Origin of the sequence: Acinetobacter sp. WU_MDCI_Abxc222 (assembly GCF_025514755.1) — a bacterium.
Taxonomy (GTDB): domain Bacteria; phylum Pseudomonadota; class Gammaproteobacteria; order Pseudomonadales; family Moraxellaceae; genus Acinetobacter; species Acinetobacter geminorum.
In genome coordinates, this window is sequence record NZ_JAHPVG010000006.1 from 17,081 (window position 1) to 32,693 (window position 15,613).

General features: G+C 41.6%; 16 protein-coding genes. 8 read left to right on the forward strand and 8 right to left on the reverse strand.

Annotated elements, in window-relative coordinates; translation table 11 throughout:
* Positions 1–82 precede the first annotated feature (82 nt).
* The 4 genes from KTJ10_RS10610 (at position 83) to dnaJ (ending at position 6,044) form a co-directional block, all read left to right on the forward strand.
* Positions 83–1,189, forward strand: coding sequence for an efflux RND transporter periplasmic adaptor subunit (locus tag KTJ10_RS10610; RefSeq protein ID WP_262441987.1), 1,107 nt, complete (start codon positions 83–85; stop codon positions 1,187–1,189).
* Positions 1,186–4,311: an efflux RND transporter permease subunit gene (locus tag KTJ10_RS10615; protein ID WP_262441988.1), complete on the forward strand. Its 3,126-nt coding sequence runs from the start codon at positions 1,186–1,188 to the stop codon at positions 4,309–4,311. The genes KTJ10_RS10610 and KTJ10_RS10615 overlap by 4 nt, the downstream gene beginning before the upstream one ends.
* 139 nt (positions 4,312–4,450) lie before the next feature.
* The gene (locus KTJ10_RS10620; RefSeq protein WP_005804326.1) at positions 4,451–4,828 is read left to right on the forward strand and encodes a membrane protein; all 378 of its coding nucleotides are present in this window, start codon (positions 4,451–4,453) and stop codon (positions 4,826–4,828) included.
* Positions 4,829–4,931: 103 nt separating this feature from the next.
* Positions 4,932–6,044, forward strand: a complete 1,113-nt coding sequence (gene dnaJ, locus KTJ10_RS10625) for a molecular chaperone DnaJ (protein WP_002119101.1) — start codon at positions 4,932–4,934, stop codon at positions 6,042–6,044.
* Between the two features lie 115 nt (positions 6,045–6,159).
* Here the strand turns inward: dnaJ and KTJ10_RS10630 are convergent, their stop codons facing one another.
* Complete coding sequence (locus tag KTJ10_RS10630; RefSeq protein WP_086265732.1) at positions 6,160–6,513, reverse strand: hypothetical protein; 354 nt, start codon at positions 6,511–6,513, stop codon at positions 6,160–6,162.
* 185 nt (positions 6,514–6,698) lie between these two features.
* Here KTJ10_RS10630 and dapB point away from each other — a divergent pair, with 185 nt between their 5' ends.
* Together dapB and KTJ10_RS10640 are read left to right on the forward strand one after the other, a co-directional pair.
* The gene (gene dapB / locus KTJ10_RS10635; RefSeq protein ID WP_262441990.1) at positions 6,699–7,520 is read left to right on the forward strand and encodes a 4-hydroxy-tetrahydrodipicolinate reductase; all 822 of its coding nucleotides are present in this window, start codon (positions 6,699–6,701) and stop codon (positions 7,518–7,520) included.
* 50 nt (positions 7,521–7,570) lie between these two features.
* Positions 7,571–8,224: an START domain-containing protein gene (locus tag KTJ10_RS10640; RefSeq protein WP_262441991.1), complete on the forward strand. Its 654-nt coding sequence runs from the start codon at positions 7,571–7,573 to the stop codon at positions 8,222–8,224.
* A gap of 39 nt (positions 8,225–8,263) precedes the next feature.
* Here the strand turns inward: KTJ10_RS10640 and KTJ10_RS10645 are convergent, their stop codons facing one another.
* Together KTJ10_RS10645 and dkgB are read right to left on the reverse strand one after the other, a co-directional pair.
* A complete protein-coding gene (locus tag KTJ10_RS10645) occupies positions 8,264–9,454 on the reverse strand; it encodes an MFS transporter (RefSeq protein ID WP_262441992.1) in 1,191 nt (396 codons plus the stop codon).
* A gap of 4 nt (positions 9,455–9,458) precedes the next feature.
* Positions 9,459–10,262: a 2,5-didehydrogluconate reductase DkgB gene (gene dkgB, locus KTJ10_RS10650; protein WP_060465150.1), complete on the reverse strand. Its 804-nt coding sequence runs from the start codon at positions 10,260–10,262 to the stop codon at positions 9,459–9,461.
* Between the two features lie 120 nt (positions 10,263–10,382).
* Between dkgB and KTJ10_RS10655 the strand changes: the two genes are divergently transcribed.
* Complete coding sequence (locus KTJ10_RS10655; protein ID WP_063097630.1) at positions 10,383–11,285, forward strand: LysR family transcriptional regulator; 903 nt, start codon at positions 10,383–10,385, stop codon at positions 11,283–11,285.
* On the opposite strand, the gene KTJ10_RS10660 is transcribed toward KTJ10_RS10655, so the two are convergent.
* A complete protein-coding gene (locus KTJ10_RS10660) occupies positions 11,269–11,643 on the reverse strand; it encodes a hypothetical protein (RefSeq protein WP_032005060.1) in 375 nt (124 codons plus the stop codon). The genes KTJ10_RS10655 and KTJ10_RS10660 overlap by 17 nt on opposite strands.
* Before the next feature lie 90 nt (positions 11,644–11,733).
* Between KTJ10_RS10660 and KTJ10_RS10670 the strand changes: the two genes are divergently transcribed.
* A complete protein-coding gene (locus KTJ10_RS10670) occupies positions 11,734–13,158 on the forward strand; it encodes a PLP-dependent aminotransferase family protein (RefSeq protein ID WP_262441993.1) in 1,425 nt (474 codons plus the stop codon).
* Positions 13,159–13,160: 2 nt separating this feature from the next.
* Here KTJ10_RS10670 and KTJ10_RS10675 read toward each other — a convergent pair whose 3' ends face one another.
* From KTJ10_RS10675 to KTJ10_RS10690, 4 genes are read right to left on the reverse strand one after another with little or no spacing between them, the layout of a single operon-like run.
* Positions 13,161–14,189, reverse strand: coding sequence for an NAD(P)-dependent alcohol dehydrogenase (locus tag KTJ10_RS10675; RefSeq protein WP_032063522.1), 1,029 nt, complete (start codon positions 14,187–14,189; stop codon positions 13,161–13,163).
* A gap of 38 nt (positions 14,190–14,227) precedes the next feature.
* Positions 14,228–14,788 carry a DNA-3-methyladenine glycosylase I gene (locus KTJ10_RS10680; protein ID WP_005066585.1) on the reverse strand — a complete coding sequence of 187 codons (561 nt, stop codon included), beginning with the start codon at positions 14,786–14,788 and terminating at the stop codon, positions 14,228–14,230.
* Between the two features lie 30 nt (positions 14,789–14,818).
* Positions 14,819–15,064, reverse strand: a complete 246-nt coding sequence (locus tag KTJ10_RS10685) for a hypothetical protein (RefSeq protein ID WP_001287364.1) — start codon at positions 15,062–15,064, stop codon at positions 14,819–14,821.
* A gap of 9 nt (positions 15,065–15,073) precedes the next feature.
* Positions 15,074–15,610, reverse strand: a complete 537-nt coding sequence (locus tag KTJ10_RS10690; protein WP_032063520.1) for a M23 family metallopeptidase — start codon at positions 15,608–15,610, stop codon at positions 15,074–15,076.
* Positions 15,611–15,613: the final 3 nt, after the last annotated feature.

The window sequence follows — 15,613 nt, forward strand, 5'->3', positions numbered from 1 at the left end:
GGTATATTAATTAAAAAACAAACAAACTATGATGCAAGCATATTGTGCCTTAAAAAATCAGTTTGAATAAGAGCGATAAGATATGAATCTGTTAAAACCTCTCATCATGAGTATGGTGATTGTTTGTACGGTCACATTAATGGGATGCAGTAAAGAAGCACCCAAAACAGAAGAAATACCCTATGTGATGGTGGCGCAACCATTAACCACACTCAATGAACAAAAAAGCTATGCAGGGGATGTGCAGGCTAGACAACAAACGGCTTTGGCATTTCGGGTTGGTGGACAAGTTACTGCACGCTATGTGGATGTAGGCGACCGAGTTAAAGTTGGACAAGTATTAGCAAAACTCGATGTGGCAGATGCGCAGTTACAATTAAATGCTGCTAAAGCCCAACTGGATAATGCACAGGCTTCAGCGAAAACAGCAGCAGATGAACTTAAACGTTTTCAACAATTACTCCCTATTAATGCAGTGAGCCGTTCGCAATTCGATACGGTAAAAAATCAATACGATGCGGCACAAGCGGCACTACAGCAAGCTCGTTCTAATTATGAAGTTTCTGCCAACCAAACTGGTTATAACCAACTCGTTTCTAATAAAAACGGGGTAATTACTGCGCGAAATATAGAAATTGGACAAGTGGTTGCAGCAGGACAAGCTGCTTATCAACTTGCAATTGATGGAGAGCGTGAAGTTGTTATTGGTGTTCCTGAACAAGCGGTTAGCGAGATTAAAGTTGGTCAAACCGCTTGGATTACCTTGTGGTCTAAACCGAATGACCGATTTGCCGGTTATGTGCGCGAAGTTTCCCCAGCGGCGGATCAGTCCCGTACATTTACAGTGAAAGTTGCACTTAAAGAAGGTCAATCTGTTATTCAGCTTGGACAAAGTGCACGCGTATTTTTTACCTCAGTTCAAACCAATGTGATGAGTGTGCCACTTTCGAGTGTTTCAGCAACAGATAATCAACCTTACGTATGGGTCGTTAATGCGAACCAGACTTTGCGTAAAGTACCTGTAAGGATTGGTGCATATGGCAAAGATAGCGTACCTGTGCTATCTGGTTTGGCTCCAAATGATTGGGTTGTGATTGGCGGTGTACATTTGCTTCGTGATAAACAGAAGATTCATCCGATTGATCGTGAAAACCGTGCGGTGAAAATTCAGGGAGCAACCCAGCCATGAAATTCAATCTCTCGGAATGGGCATTAAATAATAAAGGTATCGTCCTTTATTTTATGCTGTTACTTGGCATTATCGGCGCCATCTCTTATTCAAAACTCTCACAAAGTGAAGACCCACCATTTACCTTTAAAGTCATGGTCGTACAAACCTATTGGCCTGGAGCAACAGCGAAAGAAGTTTCAACGCTGGTGACTGACCGTATCGAAAAGGAACTCATGACAACAGGGCAGTATGACAAGATCATGGCTTACTCCCGCCCGGGTGAGTCGATGGTTACGTTTGTTGCCAAGGACTCGCTGACATCAGCACAGATCCCTGACGTTTGGTATAACGTCCGTAAGAAGGTGAATGATATTCGCCATGAACTGCCAAACGGTGTACAAGGCCCATTTTTTAACGATGAATTTGGGGACACTTTCGGTAATATTTATGTACTGACAGGCAAAGACTTTGATTATGCACTTTTGAAAGAATATGCAGATCGTTTGCAATTACAGCTTCAACGAGTCAAAGATGTCAGTAAGGTCGAATTAATTGGTCTACAAGATCAGAAAATCTGGGTTGAGATTTCTAACACTAAAGCGGTACAGCTCGGAATTCCAGTTACAGCGATTCAAGAAGCCCTACAAAAGCAAAATAGTATGGCAAGTGCGGGCTTTTTTGAAACGAGTACAGACCGTATTCAAATTAGAGTAAGTGGTCATCTGCAAAATATTGATGAAATTAAAAAAACACCTTTATTGGTCGGTGATAAAACAATTCAGCTTGGTGACGTCGCTGATGTCTATCGTGGTTTTAGTCAGCCTGCTCAGCCACGTATGCGTTTCATGGGGGAAAATGGTATTGGCATTGCTGTTTCGATGCGTAAAGGCGGTGACATTATTGCCCTGGGTAAAAATCTAGAAACAGAATTTGCCCAATTACAAAAGACCTTGCCACTCGGCATGAAATTGCAAAAAGTTTCTGACCAACCTGTAGCAGTACAACGTAGTATTCATGAGTTTGTGAAGGTACTCGCTGAAGCAGTCATTATTGTTTTGTTAGTGAGTTTTTTCTCTTTAGGCTTCCGTACGGGATTGGTGGTTGCTTTTTCTATTCCTTTAGTTTTAGCAATGACCTTTGCTGGTATGAGTTTATTCGATGTCGGGCTGCATAAGATTTCACTTGGTGCTCTGATTTTGGCGTTAGGCCTGTTAGTCGATGACGCGATTATCGCCGTCGAGATGATGGCCATTAAGATGGAGCAGGGCTATAGCCGGATTAAAGCCGCCGGATTTGCGTGGAAAACTACCGCATTTCCAATGTTAACCGGAACGCTCATCACTGCGGCAGGTTTTTTACCGATTGCTACGGCTCAGTCTAGTACAGGCGAATATACGCGCTCTATTTTTCAGGTCGTGACCATTGCTTTATTGGTGTCTTGGATTGCAGCAGTTCTATTCGTACCTTATTTAGGTGAAAAGCTATTACCAGATTTTACTAAGTTAGGACATCAGGCGCCTTGGTATGTCCGCTTATGGGCAAGATTAACGAAAAAACCACAACCGCAAACTGTGGCAATTTCACAGGACCATCATTACGATCCTTATCAATCTAGTTTCTATTTACATTTTAGAAAGATGGTCGAGTTTTGTGTGACCTACCGTAAAACCGTGATTGCAACGACGGTGGGGATTTTCGTGCTATCTGTACTCATGTTTAAGATGGTACCTCAGCAGTTTTTCCCACCTTCAAACCGTGCCGAAATTTTAGTCGATTTAAAACTTGAAGAAGGCGCTTCTTTAACAGCAACAGAACAAGCTGTGAAAAAGGTTGAGAACTTCCTGTCTAAACAAAAGGGTATTGATAACTATGTGGCCTATGTAGGGACAGGTTCACCACGTTTTTATTTACCTTTAGACCAGCAATTGCCGCAAGCCAGCTTTGCTCAGTTTGTTGTACTCGCATCATCACTTGATGATCGTGATGACATTCGTCGTTCGTTAGAAACACAAATTAAGCAGTTACTCCCACAAGTCCGTACTCGTGTGTCATTACTCGAAAATGGCCCACCTGTTGGTTATCCATTGCAATATCGTGTGTCAGGTGAAGATTTAAATCTGGTACGTAAAGAAGCGCAGCAAGTCGCTAAAGTGATCAGCGAGAACCCGAATACCACCAATGTGCATTTAGACTGGGGCGAACCAAGTAAGATTATTTCTATTCAAATTGATCAAGACCGTGCTCGACAAATGGGTGTCTCTAGTCTGGATTTAGCGAACTTTATTAATGCATCAATTACAGGTAGTGCGATTGAGCAATATCGTGAAAAACGTGAACTCATTGAAATCCGCTTACGCGGGGACCAAGCAGAGCGCGTTGAAGTGGCTTCACTGGCAAGCTTAGCTGTGCCAACGAACAATGGAACCACTGTACCTTTAGCTCAAATCGCGAAAATTGAGTATAAGTTTGAAGATGGTTTGATCTGGCATCGTAACCGCTTACCGACGATTACTGTTCGCGCAGATATCCGAACTCAACTACAGCCAGCTACAGTAGTTGGTGAGTTAGCTGAATCAATGGATAAGTTACGTGCTGAATTGCCAAGTGGCTATCTAATTGAAGTGGGTGGAACCGTAGAAGAGTCTGCACGTGGACAAAATTCTGTGAATGCGGGTATGCCACTCTTTTTGGCAGTGGTCATGACATTACTGATGATTCAGCTCAAAAGCTTGTCTCGCTCGACGATTGTGCTGTTAACAGCTCCACTGGGTTTAATTGGTGTTGTTTTATTCTTATTGTTATTTAACAAACCATTTGGCTTTGTGGCCATGTTAGGCACAATTGCGCTCTCTGGCATGATCATGCGTAACTCGCTTATTTTGATTGATCAAATTGAGCAGGACCGACAAGCTGGACATCCAACTTGGGAAGCAATTATTGAAGCGACAGTGCGTCGATTCCGTCCAATTATTTTGACTGCTTTAGCCGCAGTTCTGGCCATGATTCCACTTTCTCGAAGTATTTTCTTTGGTCCGATGGCAGTTGCGATCATGGGCGGATTGATTGTTGCCACCTTACTGACATTATTTTTCCTACCTGCACTCTACGCAGCGTGGTTTAAGGTGAAAAAAACCGCATAAAATACATAATTTTTTTGTGAATAAAGGTGCGAAATATTGAAAACTCCAATATAGTAGCACCTGTCTTTACACAAAAAATACAGGATTATTTCGCTGCATAAAAAATAGGCAAAATGCAGTGAATTGAGGTGAAATACAGATGGGGCAAGACCATATCGAACAGCATCGCCGTTATATAGTAATTTCTTATGCGTTCATGTTTCTTGCATTGTTTACGGTTATTTTTGCGGCCTTTGCTTATTTGGTCGCTCGTAAAGTGGCAGTTGTAGATAATGCAGAAGTTTGGATTCATGCGCATGCGCTATGGATTATGCGCAACGGGATTCTATTTCTATTTATGGCAATTTTTGCTGTTGTCTGGTTCATTCCGCTCTTCTTCTTTGCATGGGATAGTAATCTTTGGGTCACAGCCTCTACGGTTGCTGGCGTAGTTTTTAGCGCTATTGCGTGGTTATTTCTATTAAATGCATGGTTAAAAGGCTTGTCTAAATATTTAAAAAATAAGGCAGTTTTTTAATATATCTATTTTTTAAACATTTTCCCCTTGTAAATCCGGCTAAAGCCCCCCATTTAGTCGGCAATAGAGTATTGATAAAATTCCGTGAGGAGCACCGCCAAAAATGGCTAAACGTGATTATTATGAGGTTTTAGGCGTTTCAAAAACCGCAAGTGATGATGAGATCAAAAAAGCCTACCGTAAATTGGCGATGAAATATCATCCTGATAGAAACCCTGACAATGCCGAAGCTGAAGAGAAATTTAAAGAAGCTGCTGAAGCTTATGAAGTTTTATCGGACAGCGAAAAGCGTAGCATGTACGATCGCATGGGTCATAATGCGTTCGAAGGTGGCTTTGGCGGGGGCGGTGGTGGCTTCGGTGGATTTAGTGCAGAAGATATTTTTAGCCAGTTCGGTGATATCTTCGGCGGCGCATTCGGTGGTGGTGGACGTCAACAGCGTCAACGTCGCGGATCAGATCTACGCTATGTAATGGAACTTACCCTTGAAGAAGCTGTAAAAGGGGTGAAAAAAACTATTACCTTTACTGCTCCTGCACCATGTGATGTGTGTGATGGTAAAGGCTCTAAAAATCCAAAAGATGTTGAAACCTGTAAAACTTGTCATGGTTCAGGACAAGTTCGTATGCAGCAAGGCTTCTTCTCTGTACAACAAACATGTGGTACGTGTCGTGGCCAAGGTAAAATTATTAAAAACCCTTGTCAGGCATGTCATGGTTCAGGTGTTGCCGATCGCCAACAAACGTTGGAAGTTACAATTCCAGCGGGTGTAGATAATGGTGACCGCGTTCGTTTGAGTGGTAAAGGCGAAGCAATTCGTGATGGCCAATCAGGTGACTTGTACGTTGAAGTTGTCGTTCGTGAACACGAAATTTTCCAACGTGATGGTGCCGATCTTTATATGGATGTACCAGTAAGCATTGCTGATGCTGCGCTTGGTAAAGAAATTGAAATTCCAACTTTGGAAGGCCGTGTTAGCCTTAAAATTCCTGAAGGAACTCAAACAGGTAAATTATTCCGTTTACGTGGTAAAGGCGTTCGTCCAGTACGTAGCAGCATGGTCGGTGATTTACTTTGCCGTATTGTGGTAGAAACACCAGTCAACTTAAATTCTCGCCAACGTGAATTACTTAAAGAGTTGCAAGCTTCTTTTGATGGCGAAGACAGCGCTTCTTCACCGAAGAAAAAATCATTCTTTGATCGTTTATTTGATTAATACTTGATTAGACAAGAACTTAAAAAGAAGGCGGATATTTTATCAATATCCGCCTTTTTATTGCGCTGATGTATCTTATTATTTTTATTCTGCTTAAAAGAAAAATTATGTCTGTTTACTCTGTAGGGTGAGCAACATCAATATCATTAACACTTACAGTCGGTTCGCTAGAAGCAAGAGTCGGAGCATTTTCGATCACTGTTGCGGCTACTGCTTGTGGCTGTACAGCTGCTTTAGGTGTTTCTGCTGTAGTTTCGCCAATAATCGGGTCAATATCTTCAACTTTAACGTCAGCATTGGCATTGCTTGTTTGAGCTGTAGGCGTTGGTGTTTGGGTATTTACGTTTGTTGTAATACGCGCTTTAGATAAACTTTCTAATGTGTCTCCTGGCTGGATTGCAGGCTCTGCAAATGCCACTGAACTCATAATCCCCATCATCACTGTGAAGCTAATAATTCTCGAATGCATGCTGAACTCCTTTATAGTCATCTTTTTCTCATTCGTGGCTTCGTAGTGTGCCGATCAATTCTTTAACTTTTGTGAAAACAGATTAAATTTTGATTCATCTCAAAAAATAATTTTTACTTTTTAAGATGAGCAAAGAGTTTTGATATAGTAGACAAATTACGTAAAACCGAAGATTGGAAAGGATTATGTCAGCAGCTCCACGCATTGGTATTTTAGGCGCAGGCGGTCGTATGGGCCGTATACTTATTCAGGCAGTTCAACAAGCAGGCTATCAATTAGGAGCAGCCGTTGTACGCCCAGAAAGTACTTTAATCGGTGCTGATGCTGGTGAACTTGCAGGAGTAGGTTCAATTGGAGTGAAGCTTACAGGGAGCTTGGCAGAGGTTCTTAAAGACTGTGACGTCGTAATTGACTTTTCTACTCCTGTTGCAACATCTGAGCATCTAAAGCTATGTCGTGAAGCTGGGGTAGCTATAGTAATCGGGACAACGGGCATGTCAGATGAGCAAAAAGCTGAGTTAGACGAAGTTGCCACCCAGATACCTGTGGTTTACGCTGCGAACTATTCAGTAGGTGTAAATGTATCAATCAAGTTACTTGAGCTTGCAGCAAAAGTATTTGGCGATACAGTAGATATTGAAGTGATTGAAGCTCACCACCGTCATAAAGTAGATGCGCCGTCAGGTACAGCATTAATGATGGGTGAAGCAATTGCAGATACTTTAGGTCGTAACTTAAAAGAAGTTGCTGTGTATGGACGTGAAGGGCATACGGGCCCACGTGACCGTCAAACAATTGGTTTTGAAACTATTCGTGGTGGTGACATCGTTGGCGAACACACAGTGATGTTTATTGGTGAAGGTGAGCGCGTTGAAGTGACTCATAAAGCGACTAACCGTATGAACTTTGCTGCTGGTGCAGTACGAGCTGCTGCATGGGTTGTGGGCCGTGAAGCGCGTAAATATGACATGAAAGATGTTTTAGGATTGAACGACGTACAGGTATAAAACCCTGTACGTATTCCATGTGTAGCGAGAAAAACAAGATAGAGCAGAACATGAATAAAAAACAAATTGCCTTGACCACTCTTCTTTGCTTAAGCAGCCTCTGGACGGGGGCTGCTTCTACAGAAAAAGCTAAACTCAGCTTAGACCGTAATAATATTAAAGTCTGGACCTATCAAAAAACTGATAATCCAGTCTTTCAATATAAAGCAGAAACCACATTTGATGTGCCACTTGAACGCGTTGTTGCTGTGATTTTAGATGTAAATCGTGCTGACCAGTGGGTGCCTTATATGGGCAAAGTTGAAATGTTGTCTCAAGATGAGAAAAAAGGTGAGTTCACACTGTATATGGTGTTGGATTTTCCGTTTCCTTTGAAAGATCGTGATGTCGTTGTAAAGGGAAAAATGAGCAAGGCCGCAAATGGTGTTGTGACAATTAAAAATACTGCAATTAGCGGAAATTATCCGATACAACCTGATGTAGTGCGCTTAACACGCTATGAAGGGGATTGGACATTCCAGAAACTTGCAAATAATAAGGTGAAAGTAACGACCAGTGGTTATGCTGATCCTGCTGGTGCAATTCCGTTGAGCTTTGTAAATATGTTTGTTCAACAGCAACCTTATCAGATGCTGCTTAAAATGAAGCGGGAAGTGACCAGTCCAATTTATGAACACCCTAAATTACCAGATATTTTAAAATAAATAGCTTAAAAAAAGCGCCTGAGATCAGGCGCTTTTTTATTAATCTGAACATTGCTGTAAAGCTTGTGCAGGGCTGCTTTCGCGTTTGATTTGAAATAAAACCAATAACAAACCTAACCCTGCCAACAATGCGCCAGCAAAAGATACTGCGCTATAACCCCAACCTAGATCGAGTACTAACGCGCCTGCTGCTGCTCCTACTGCGTTACCTAAGTTAAATGCACCGATATTCACTGAAGAGGCAAGTCCCGGTGCTTCATGAGCGACTGACATTACACGCATTTGCAAAGGTGGTACTAAAGCAAAGGTTGCTGCACCCCAGATCACTAATGCAATGGCTGCTCCAATCTGGCTTTGTGCAAGAATTGGGAAAGTCACCATCATCACAATTAACAGAACCAAGAAACCAATCAAAGTTTTATTAATCGACAAATCTGCAAAACGTCCGCCTAAATGGTTACCAATTGAGAAACCGACACCAATCAATACCAACATGAACGTAATGAACGTCGGTGAAGCATGGGTAAACTCAGTCAAACTTGGTGCAATATAGGTATAGAGCGTAAACATTGCACCTGCACCGAGTACGGTAGTGAGTAGCGCAAGGACCACAGGAGTACGCGTTAATACCTTCAACTCAGCTTTCACATTTGGTTTTTGAGCAACCATACCTTGAGGGAGCGCTTTCCATAAAGCGAGCATGGTAATTACACCAAGCAAAGAAATCGCAAGGAAAGACATACGCCAGCCAATGTTTTGCCCAACGCATGTTGCTAACGGTACACCACCGATATTGGCAATGGTTAAACCCATAAACATGGTGGCTACAGCACTGGCCTGTTTGTGCGCGGGTACAATGCTTGCCGCTACAACAGAGCCAATCCCGAAGAAAGCACCATGGTTCAAGCTTGTAATGAGACGAGCACCTAATAAGCTCATATAGCTTGGTGAAAACGCTGCGATTAGGTTACCGACCGTAAAGATCGCCATCAGCAAAATAAGTGCATTACGGCGTGCAAAACCACCGAACCATAGGGTCATGAATGGGGCACCTAGCATGACACCAAGTGCATAACCTGTAATTAACATACCGGCCGTTGGAATTGAAATCCCTAAATCATTAGCGATATTCGGCAACAATCCCATTGGTGAGAATTCAGTGGTGCCAATGGCAAAGGCACCAATTGCCAATGCCAATAACGAGAACGCCGTATTTGATTGAGTGTTCATGAGTTTAGTCCCAAACTGGTGCCCATGGCTCTGGGCTAACTTCACGACTGTTACGATCAAGTTCGGCAATCATTTGCATTTCAGCTGAAGTTAACTCGATATCCTGTGCTTTTAAGTTGCTAATCAGGTTTTCACGTTTAGTCGAAGATGGAATGACTGCAAAACCACGTTGCAATGCCCACGCTAGTGCAATTTGCGCTGTCGTTGCTTTATGTGCTGCTGCAATTTCAGTTAAAACAGGGTCTTGAAGCACTTTGCCGTATGCAAGCGTCATATATGAAGTCACATCAATATTCTTCTCTTGTAAGAAATTCACAAGCTTATGGTTTTGAAGATAAGGGCTTAACTCAATCTGGTTGGTTGCAATATGCTCTACACCAATTGTGTCAATTGCTTGTTGAGTAAGCTCAATATTGAAGTTTGAAATACCAATTTGTTTAGTTAAGCCCTGTTGTTTTGCTTCAAGTAAAAGCTTCATAACTTCAGGAATCGAAACGCCTAAATCTGGTGCTGGCCAATGGATCAAAGTGAGGTCAACATGGTCAGTACGAAGCTTTTGTAGGCTCTCTTTTAAGCTTGGAATAAACTTATCTTGAGCAAAATTATCTACCCAGATTTTTGTGGTTAAAAATAAGTCCTGACGTGATACACCGCTTTCGGCAATCGCTTGACCAATTGCTGCTTCATTGTCATAAATTTGAGCAGTATCAATGACACGGTAACCTACGTCTAAAGCAGTTTTAACAGAATCAATAACTGCTTGTTCTTTAAGACGGAAAGTTCCTAGACCAAAACGTGGGATATTCATGTGTTTACCTAAATTTGAATAATCATTTAACTTGATGTGCATTTTGCTTTTTTTATTGTTGCGAAAAAATAGATGAATAAGCAAAATATCTTTGATCATTAGTCAATAATGGAATAAGACATGAAATCAACAATTGAAGAGCTGGTCGCGTTTATCGCAATCGTTGATACGGGCTCTTTTGTTGCGGCGGCAGAACATTTAAAACAAACGCCTTCAGGAGTCAGTCGATCTTTAACACGCCTAGAAGCTAAGTTAGATGTGACTTTGTTAGAACGAACGACACGTAAATTGAAACTCACTCAAGAAGGGCAGCAGTTTTTGGTAAAAGCCCGTAAAATCTTAAATGAGCTAAATGCGGCTGAAGAAGAACTACAAAAATCTGATCAGGGGACTGCGGGACTTATTCGCATTGATTCAGCAACGCCGTTTGTCTTACACGTAATTGCGCCATTAATGCATAAGTTTCGTGAGAGCTATCCAAACATTGAAATTGAGTTAAATAGTAATGATCAGGTGATTGATCTACTACAACATAAAACCGATGTTGCATTCCGATTCGGAGAACTTAATGATTCAAGTCTTCATGCCAAATTAGTATGTAAAAGTCGCTTATTTATCGTTGCAAGCCCTGAGTATTTAGCAATTAAGGGTACACCGACACAACCTGAACAGCTTGAACAACACGATTTGATCGGTTTTACCAGACCTGCATATATCAATAGTTGGCCGATTAAAGTTGGTGATGAATATTTTTTTGCGCAATCAAAAATTAAAGCATCGAGTGGAGAAACGGTACGTCAGCTGACGATTAGAGGACATGGTATTGCACGACTATCTGAATTTGAAATTTGGAAAGATATTGAAGAAGGGCGATTGATTGCCTTATTTGAAGACCAAATTGAACATCAATATCAAAGCATCCATGCTGTGTATTATCAACAAGAGCATCTACCAAAACGAATTCGTTTATTTATTGAGTTTTTGGCAGAACAGTTAAAAGACGGTTTTAAAAACGCTCTCTAAAAGTAGTGTAACTGTCAGTTGGAAAATGAACTTCTAAAAGTGGGGTCGTTTGTCCTTGTGATGAATGTTGAGACAGAAAATAGCTTTTTTGATGTTCTCGGCAGCTAAAATACAAAGTCGAATAAACCGAGTTCACCATTACAACTTCATTTGAGCTATTCCGTTTATATTGATAATGAGAAATCGTAATGGTCTTTTCATCAGTGCGTTGCTCCATTTTATAGTCTTGTTGATTTGTCATTTTTAAATAACCTTCTATGAGACTTTGGCAAACAGTATGTCTGTACTGCTCATCTTTTGGTTGTTGTTGGCAACCAGCTAAAACAATAGTAAATAACAATATAGCTTTTAATTTCATGACCTTGCTACTTTCTGAGTTGATTTCTATAGCCTAAAGGTGTTCTATAAACCAGTACAGATACAGAAATTTTTAAAAAAGCAGCACAGAATGACCTTCCAATATCAGGTTCTTGCCAATCAATTAGCGCATCGTATTTATCAAGATGAGCTTAAACCTCACCAGAAACTTATTTCTTTACGAGATTTTGCTCGTCAGCACAGCATTAGTTTAAGTACAGCAAAAAGTTGTTATGAGTTACTTGAGGCGAGGGGGCTTATTTATGTAAAGCCGAAGTCAGGTTATTTTGTGGTTGCTCGTGCACAATCGGGCCCCATTCCTGAAAGTCCAGATTTCTTGTCTTTACCTCGACAAGTTTCAAATCTGGAATTGCATAATCAAATTCAGGAAGCTGCCTTACAAAGCCATCTTGTACCATTAGGCTCTATTCAGTTAACGCCTCATTTTATTCCTGTGGAAGGTTTACGTCGTTCTATTCAACGGGCTTTAAAAAATTGTCAGCCTCAAGACTTTCTTTATTGTAATAAACAAGGGCATGAGCAATTAAGAAAAGCGTTATCTGATCATTGGCGTGAAGATGGAATTTTTATCGCGGCAGAAGATATTTTTATTACCAATGGCTGCATGCCTGCTTTATCTTTGGTGATTCAACATCTAACAGAAGTAGGCGATAGTATTTTAATTCCGACGCCTACTTTTAATGGACAACTACAGCTTATAGCCAGTTTAAAACGGCAGATTATTGAAATTCCAGCGCATCATCGTGGTATCGATCTTGAGCGCTTAGAATCATTTATGAAGCAGGGTTTAGCCAAGGTTTGCTTAATGACAGCCAACTATCAGAACCCATTGGGATATTGTTTAAGTAATGCAGAAAAGCAAAAGATTGCCGAATTAGCAGCGAAGTATCAGTGCTTTATTATCGAAGATGATATCTATGGGGAGTGTGGCTACAGTGGTGAACGACCATTACCTATTCGCTATTGGGATCGTGAAGGCTATGTAATTTGGTGTGGATCGGTTTCTAAGTCATTGTCGAGTGCGTATCGGGTAGGGTGGTTCTGTTTAAGTGCGAAGCTACAGCATTTAAGGCTTGAGCTGGTAGCCAGTAATATTGGGGTCAATACACCGCTACAATTAGGCCTAGCTGATTTTATTTATAGTCGTGGTTACAGGGAGCATTTAGAGCAGTTAAGACCGAATTTGATGCGGCAAGTCGAGGAATATCGTAGTTGTATTTTAAATGCCTTTGAAGGTATTCCAATTGCACTGAGTCAACCAGAAGGCGGCTATGCACTCTGGATGCAGTTACCTAAAACTGTAGATAGTTTGGCGCTCTATTACACTGCAAAATCTCACGGAATTACCGTAGTTCCCGGGCATGTTTTTGGTGAGGATGAACGCTATCGGCATTTTATTCGTTTAAATGCAGGTCATGAGCTAACAGGAGATGTCCGCCAAGCCATTAAAGATTTGGCGGACTGGTCACGACAACAGATTAAATCAGTGAGTTAGCCTTATTCTGCAAAGTCTGCTTTAAGCACAATGCGGTAGCGTGCCTGACCCGAGTGTAGACGTTCAATTGCTTCATTGAGCTGTGACATTGGAAATAGCTCAATTTGAGGCGCAATTTTTTTGCGTGCAGCAAACTTTAAAAGCTGACGTAGTGCAGCAGGTGAGCCTGTAGGTGAACCAGTCACTGACTTGGCACCACCAATAAGAGAGCCAACAGAAACAGGAACAGGCTCAAGCGTAAGACCTAAGAAATGTAAGGTTCCGTTTGGTGCCAGTGTTGCAATAAAAGCAGACCAATTTAGAGTCACATTCACGGTACTTAGCAATAGATCGAATTTACCTTTTTGAGCTTTTACTGCCTCTGTATCGCGACTATTTACCACATGGTCCGCTCCCATTGCTTTGAGTTCTTCCGTTTTATCTGGGTTAGAACTAAAAGCAGTGATTTCACAGCCCCATGCTTTAAGTAGCTTAATGGCTATATGGCCTAAACCACCAATGCCAATTACACCGACATGATGCGTTGCCTGAATTTTGTGTTTGAGTAGTGGATCAAAAACGGTAATTCCGCCACACAGTAAAGGACCTGCACTTTCAGCATCTAAATCGTCAGGGAGGGGAATGGCCCATTGCCAACCTGCACGGACTTTATCAGCAAAGCCACCAGCATGCCCTACGATTGTTGCAACATTTCCACCTGTACACAGTACTTGCTGACCACCAATACATTCATCACAGGCTTGACAACTTTCAGCTGTCCAACCAATACCGACACGTTGCCCAATTTGTAGACCTTTTGCTTCTGAACCCAAAGCAACAATTCGTCCAATAATTTCATGACCTGCAACCACAGGGTACACGGTCGAACGCCATTCATTATTTAAAACAGAAATATCAGAATGACATAAACCACAATATTCAACTTTTACCTCAACCTGATGCGGTTGTAATTCACCTGCGTCAAATTGATAGGGAACCAGTTTTTCACCTGCCTGCATTGCAGCATAAGCTTGAATCGTATTATTGCTCATCGGAAACTCCTTAAGCGGCTTTGAACCGTTCTGGTGGGTTATGAAGCTTTAAATTGACAATCGTTTTCATGATCATCGACCATGCCTACTGCCTGCATAAAAGCATAGCAGGTGGTTGGGCCAACAAATTTGAAACCATTCTTTTTAAGAGTTTTGGAAAGTTTTACACTCAGTTCGGTTTGAGCAGGGGCCTTACGATAATCTACAACATCATTGTTTTGTGGAGCTGCATCTACAAACTGCCAAAGCCATGTAGGAACATCACCGACTTGTGCTTTGAGCGCTTGCCAAGCAATAGCATTATCACGAATGGCTTTGAGTTTCCCCAAGTGACGAATTAAGCCAGCATCGGATAATTTTAGTTCTAGAAAATCATCTGTAAATGAAGCAATGTCTGCAATCGGATGATTAAAAAAGTGTTGACGGTAGCTTTCTCTTTTTTTTAGTACGGTAATCCATGAGAGGCCGGCTTGCTGACCTTCGAGACAAAGCATTTCAAATAATCGTGCCTCGTCGTGTTCGGGTTTACCCCATTCCTCATCATGGTAGGCAATATAGAGTGGATCGTCGGAACACCATCCGCAACGTTGAGTTTTCATGATAATGCTCCTTATATTTATCTTAGAATTTTAAAGTTTAAATAAGACCCATTCATTTGGGCGAGTATCCCAATAATACAGTTCTGCTTGTGTTAAGTCTTCAAACTTCAGCCAAAAGTCTTTGCCGACTTTGTCTGAAAAACCGGTACTGATTAGTAGGGCATCATCGCTGATTTCCATGATCCAGCCTTGATAGCTATTGCCATTTAAAATGATCTTTTGCTGGTTACCAGACTCGGCAAACTCTACTAAGCGATTGATCAGCGCTTCCGACATAAAATGTTCCTAGCGTAAATATGAATAAGGATTAACAGCACCACGACCTTTACCATCTAGATAAAGACCATAATGAAGATGAGGTGAAGTATAACGTGCATTGCCCGTATTGCCGACATAACCAATGAGGTCGCCCTTTTTGACATAGTCGCCTACATTTAAGCCACGTTTGTGACCATCAAGATGGGCATAATAATGCCATGTTCCTGCTGGACCTAAAATCCAGATCACTTTGCCACCTAGATTATTATTACGAAGATCTGCAACGAGTCCTTCGGTTGCACTGTACACTTTGGTTCCACGTGGAGCCAAAATATCAATTCCTTCGTGACTACGGCCCTGACTCCGAGCAGCTCCCCAAGTGTCTTTTAATTCATCGCGGTCAATACCTTTTACAGGCACAGGCAGTCGATTTGGAAGCTGCATACTTTTGAGTTTGATGACTTGAGCGGGTGGAAGTGGGGCAGGTTTTTTAGGTGCACTGGTACAGGCAGCCAAAAGAATAATCAGAAAACCAAGTGAGAAATGAGAAACAAAACGTCGCACAAA

Bases quoted from the DNA above. Each gene is read 5' to 3' on its own strand.
- KTJ10_RS10610 (WP_262441987.1), top strand. From the start codon at position 83: ATGAATCTGTTAAAACCTCTCATCATGAGTATGGTGATTGTTTGTACG.
- KTJ10_RS10615 (WP_262441988.1), top strand. From the start codon at position 1,186: ATGAAATTCAATCTCTCGGAATGGGCATTAAATAATAAAGGTATCGTC.
- KTJ10_RS10620 (WP_005804326.1), top strand. From the start codon at position 4,451: ATGGGGCAAGACCATATCGAACAGCATCGCCGTTATATAGTAATTTCT.
- dnaJ (WP_002119101.1), top strand. From the start codon at position 4,932: ATGGCTAAACGTGATTATTATGAGGTTTTAGGCGTTTCAAAAACCGCA.
- KTJ10_RS10630 (WP_086265732.1), bottom strand. From the start codon at position 6,513: ATGCATTCGAGAATTATTAGCTTCACAGTGATGATGGGGATTATGAGT.
- dapB (WP_262441990.1), top strand. From the start codon at position 6,699: ATGTCAGCAGCTCCACGCATTGGTATTTTAGGCGCAGGCGGTCGTATG.
- KTJ10_RS10640 (WP_262441991.1), top strand. From the start codon at position 7,571: ATGAATAAAAAACAAATTGCCTTGACCACTCTTCTTTGCTTAAGCAGC.
- KTJ10_RS10645 (WP_262441992.1), bottom strand. From the start codon at position 9,454: ATGAACACTCAATCAAATACGGCGTTCTCGTTATTGGCATTGGCAATT.
- dkgB (WP_060465150.1), bottom strand. From the start codon at position 10,262: ATGAATATCCCACGTTTTGGTCTAGGAACTTTCCGTCTTAAAGAACAA.
- KTJ10_RS10655 (WP_063097630.1), top strand. From the start codon at position 10,383: ATGAAATCAACAATTGAAGAGCTGGTCGCGTTTATCGCAATCGTTGAT.
- KTJ10_RS10660 (WP_032005060.1), bottom strand. From the start codon at position 11,643: ATGAAATTAAAAGCTATATTGTTATTTACTATTGTTTTAGCTGGTTGC.
- KTJ10_RS10670 (WP_262441993.1), top strand. From the start codon at position 11,734: ATGACCTTCCAATATCAGGTTCTTGCCAATCAATTAGCGCATCGTATT.
- KTJ10_RS10675 (WP_032063522.1), bottom strand. From the start codon at position 14,189: ATGAGCAATAATACGATTCAAGCTTATGCTGCAATGCAGGCAGGTGAA.
- KTJ10_RS10680 (WP_005066585.1), bottom strand. From the start codon at position 14,788: ATGAAAACTCAACGTTGCGGATGGTGTTCCGACGATCCACTCTATATT.
- KTJ10_RS10685 (WP_001287364.1), bottom strand. From the start codon at position 15,064: ATGTCGGAAGCGCTGATCAATCGCTTAGTAGAGTTTGCCGAGTCTGGT.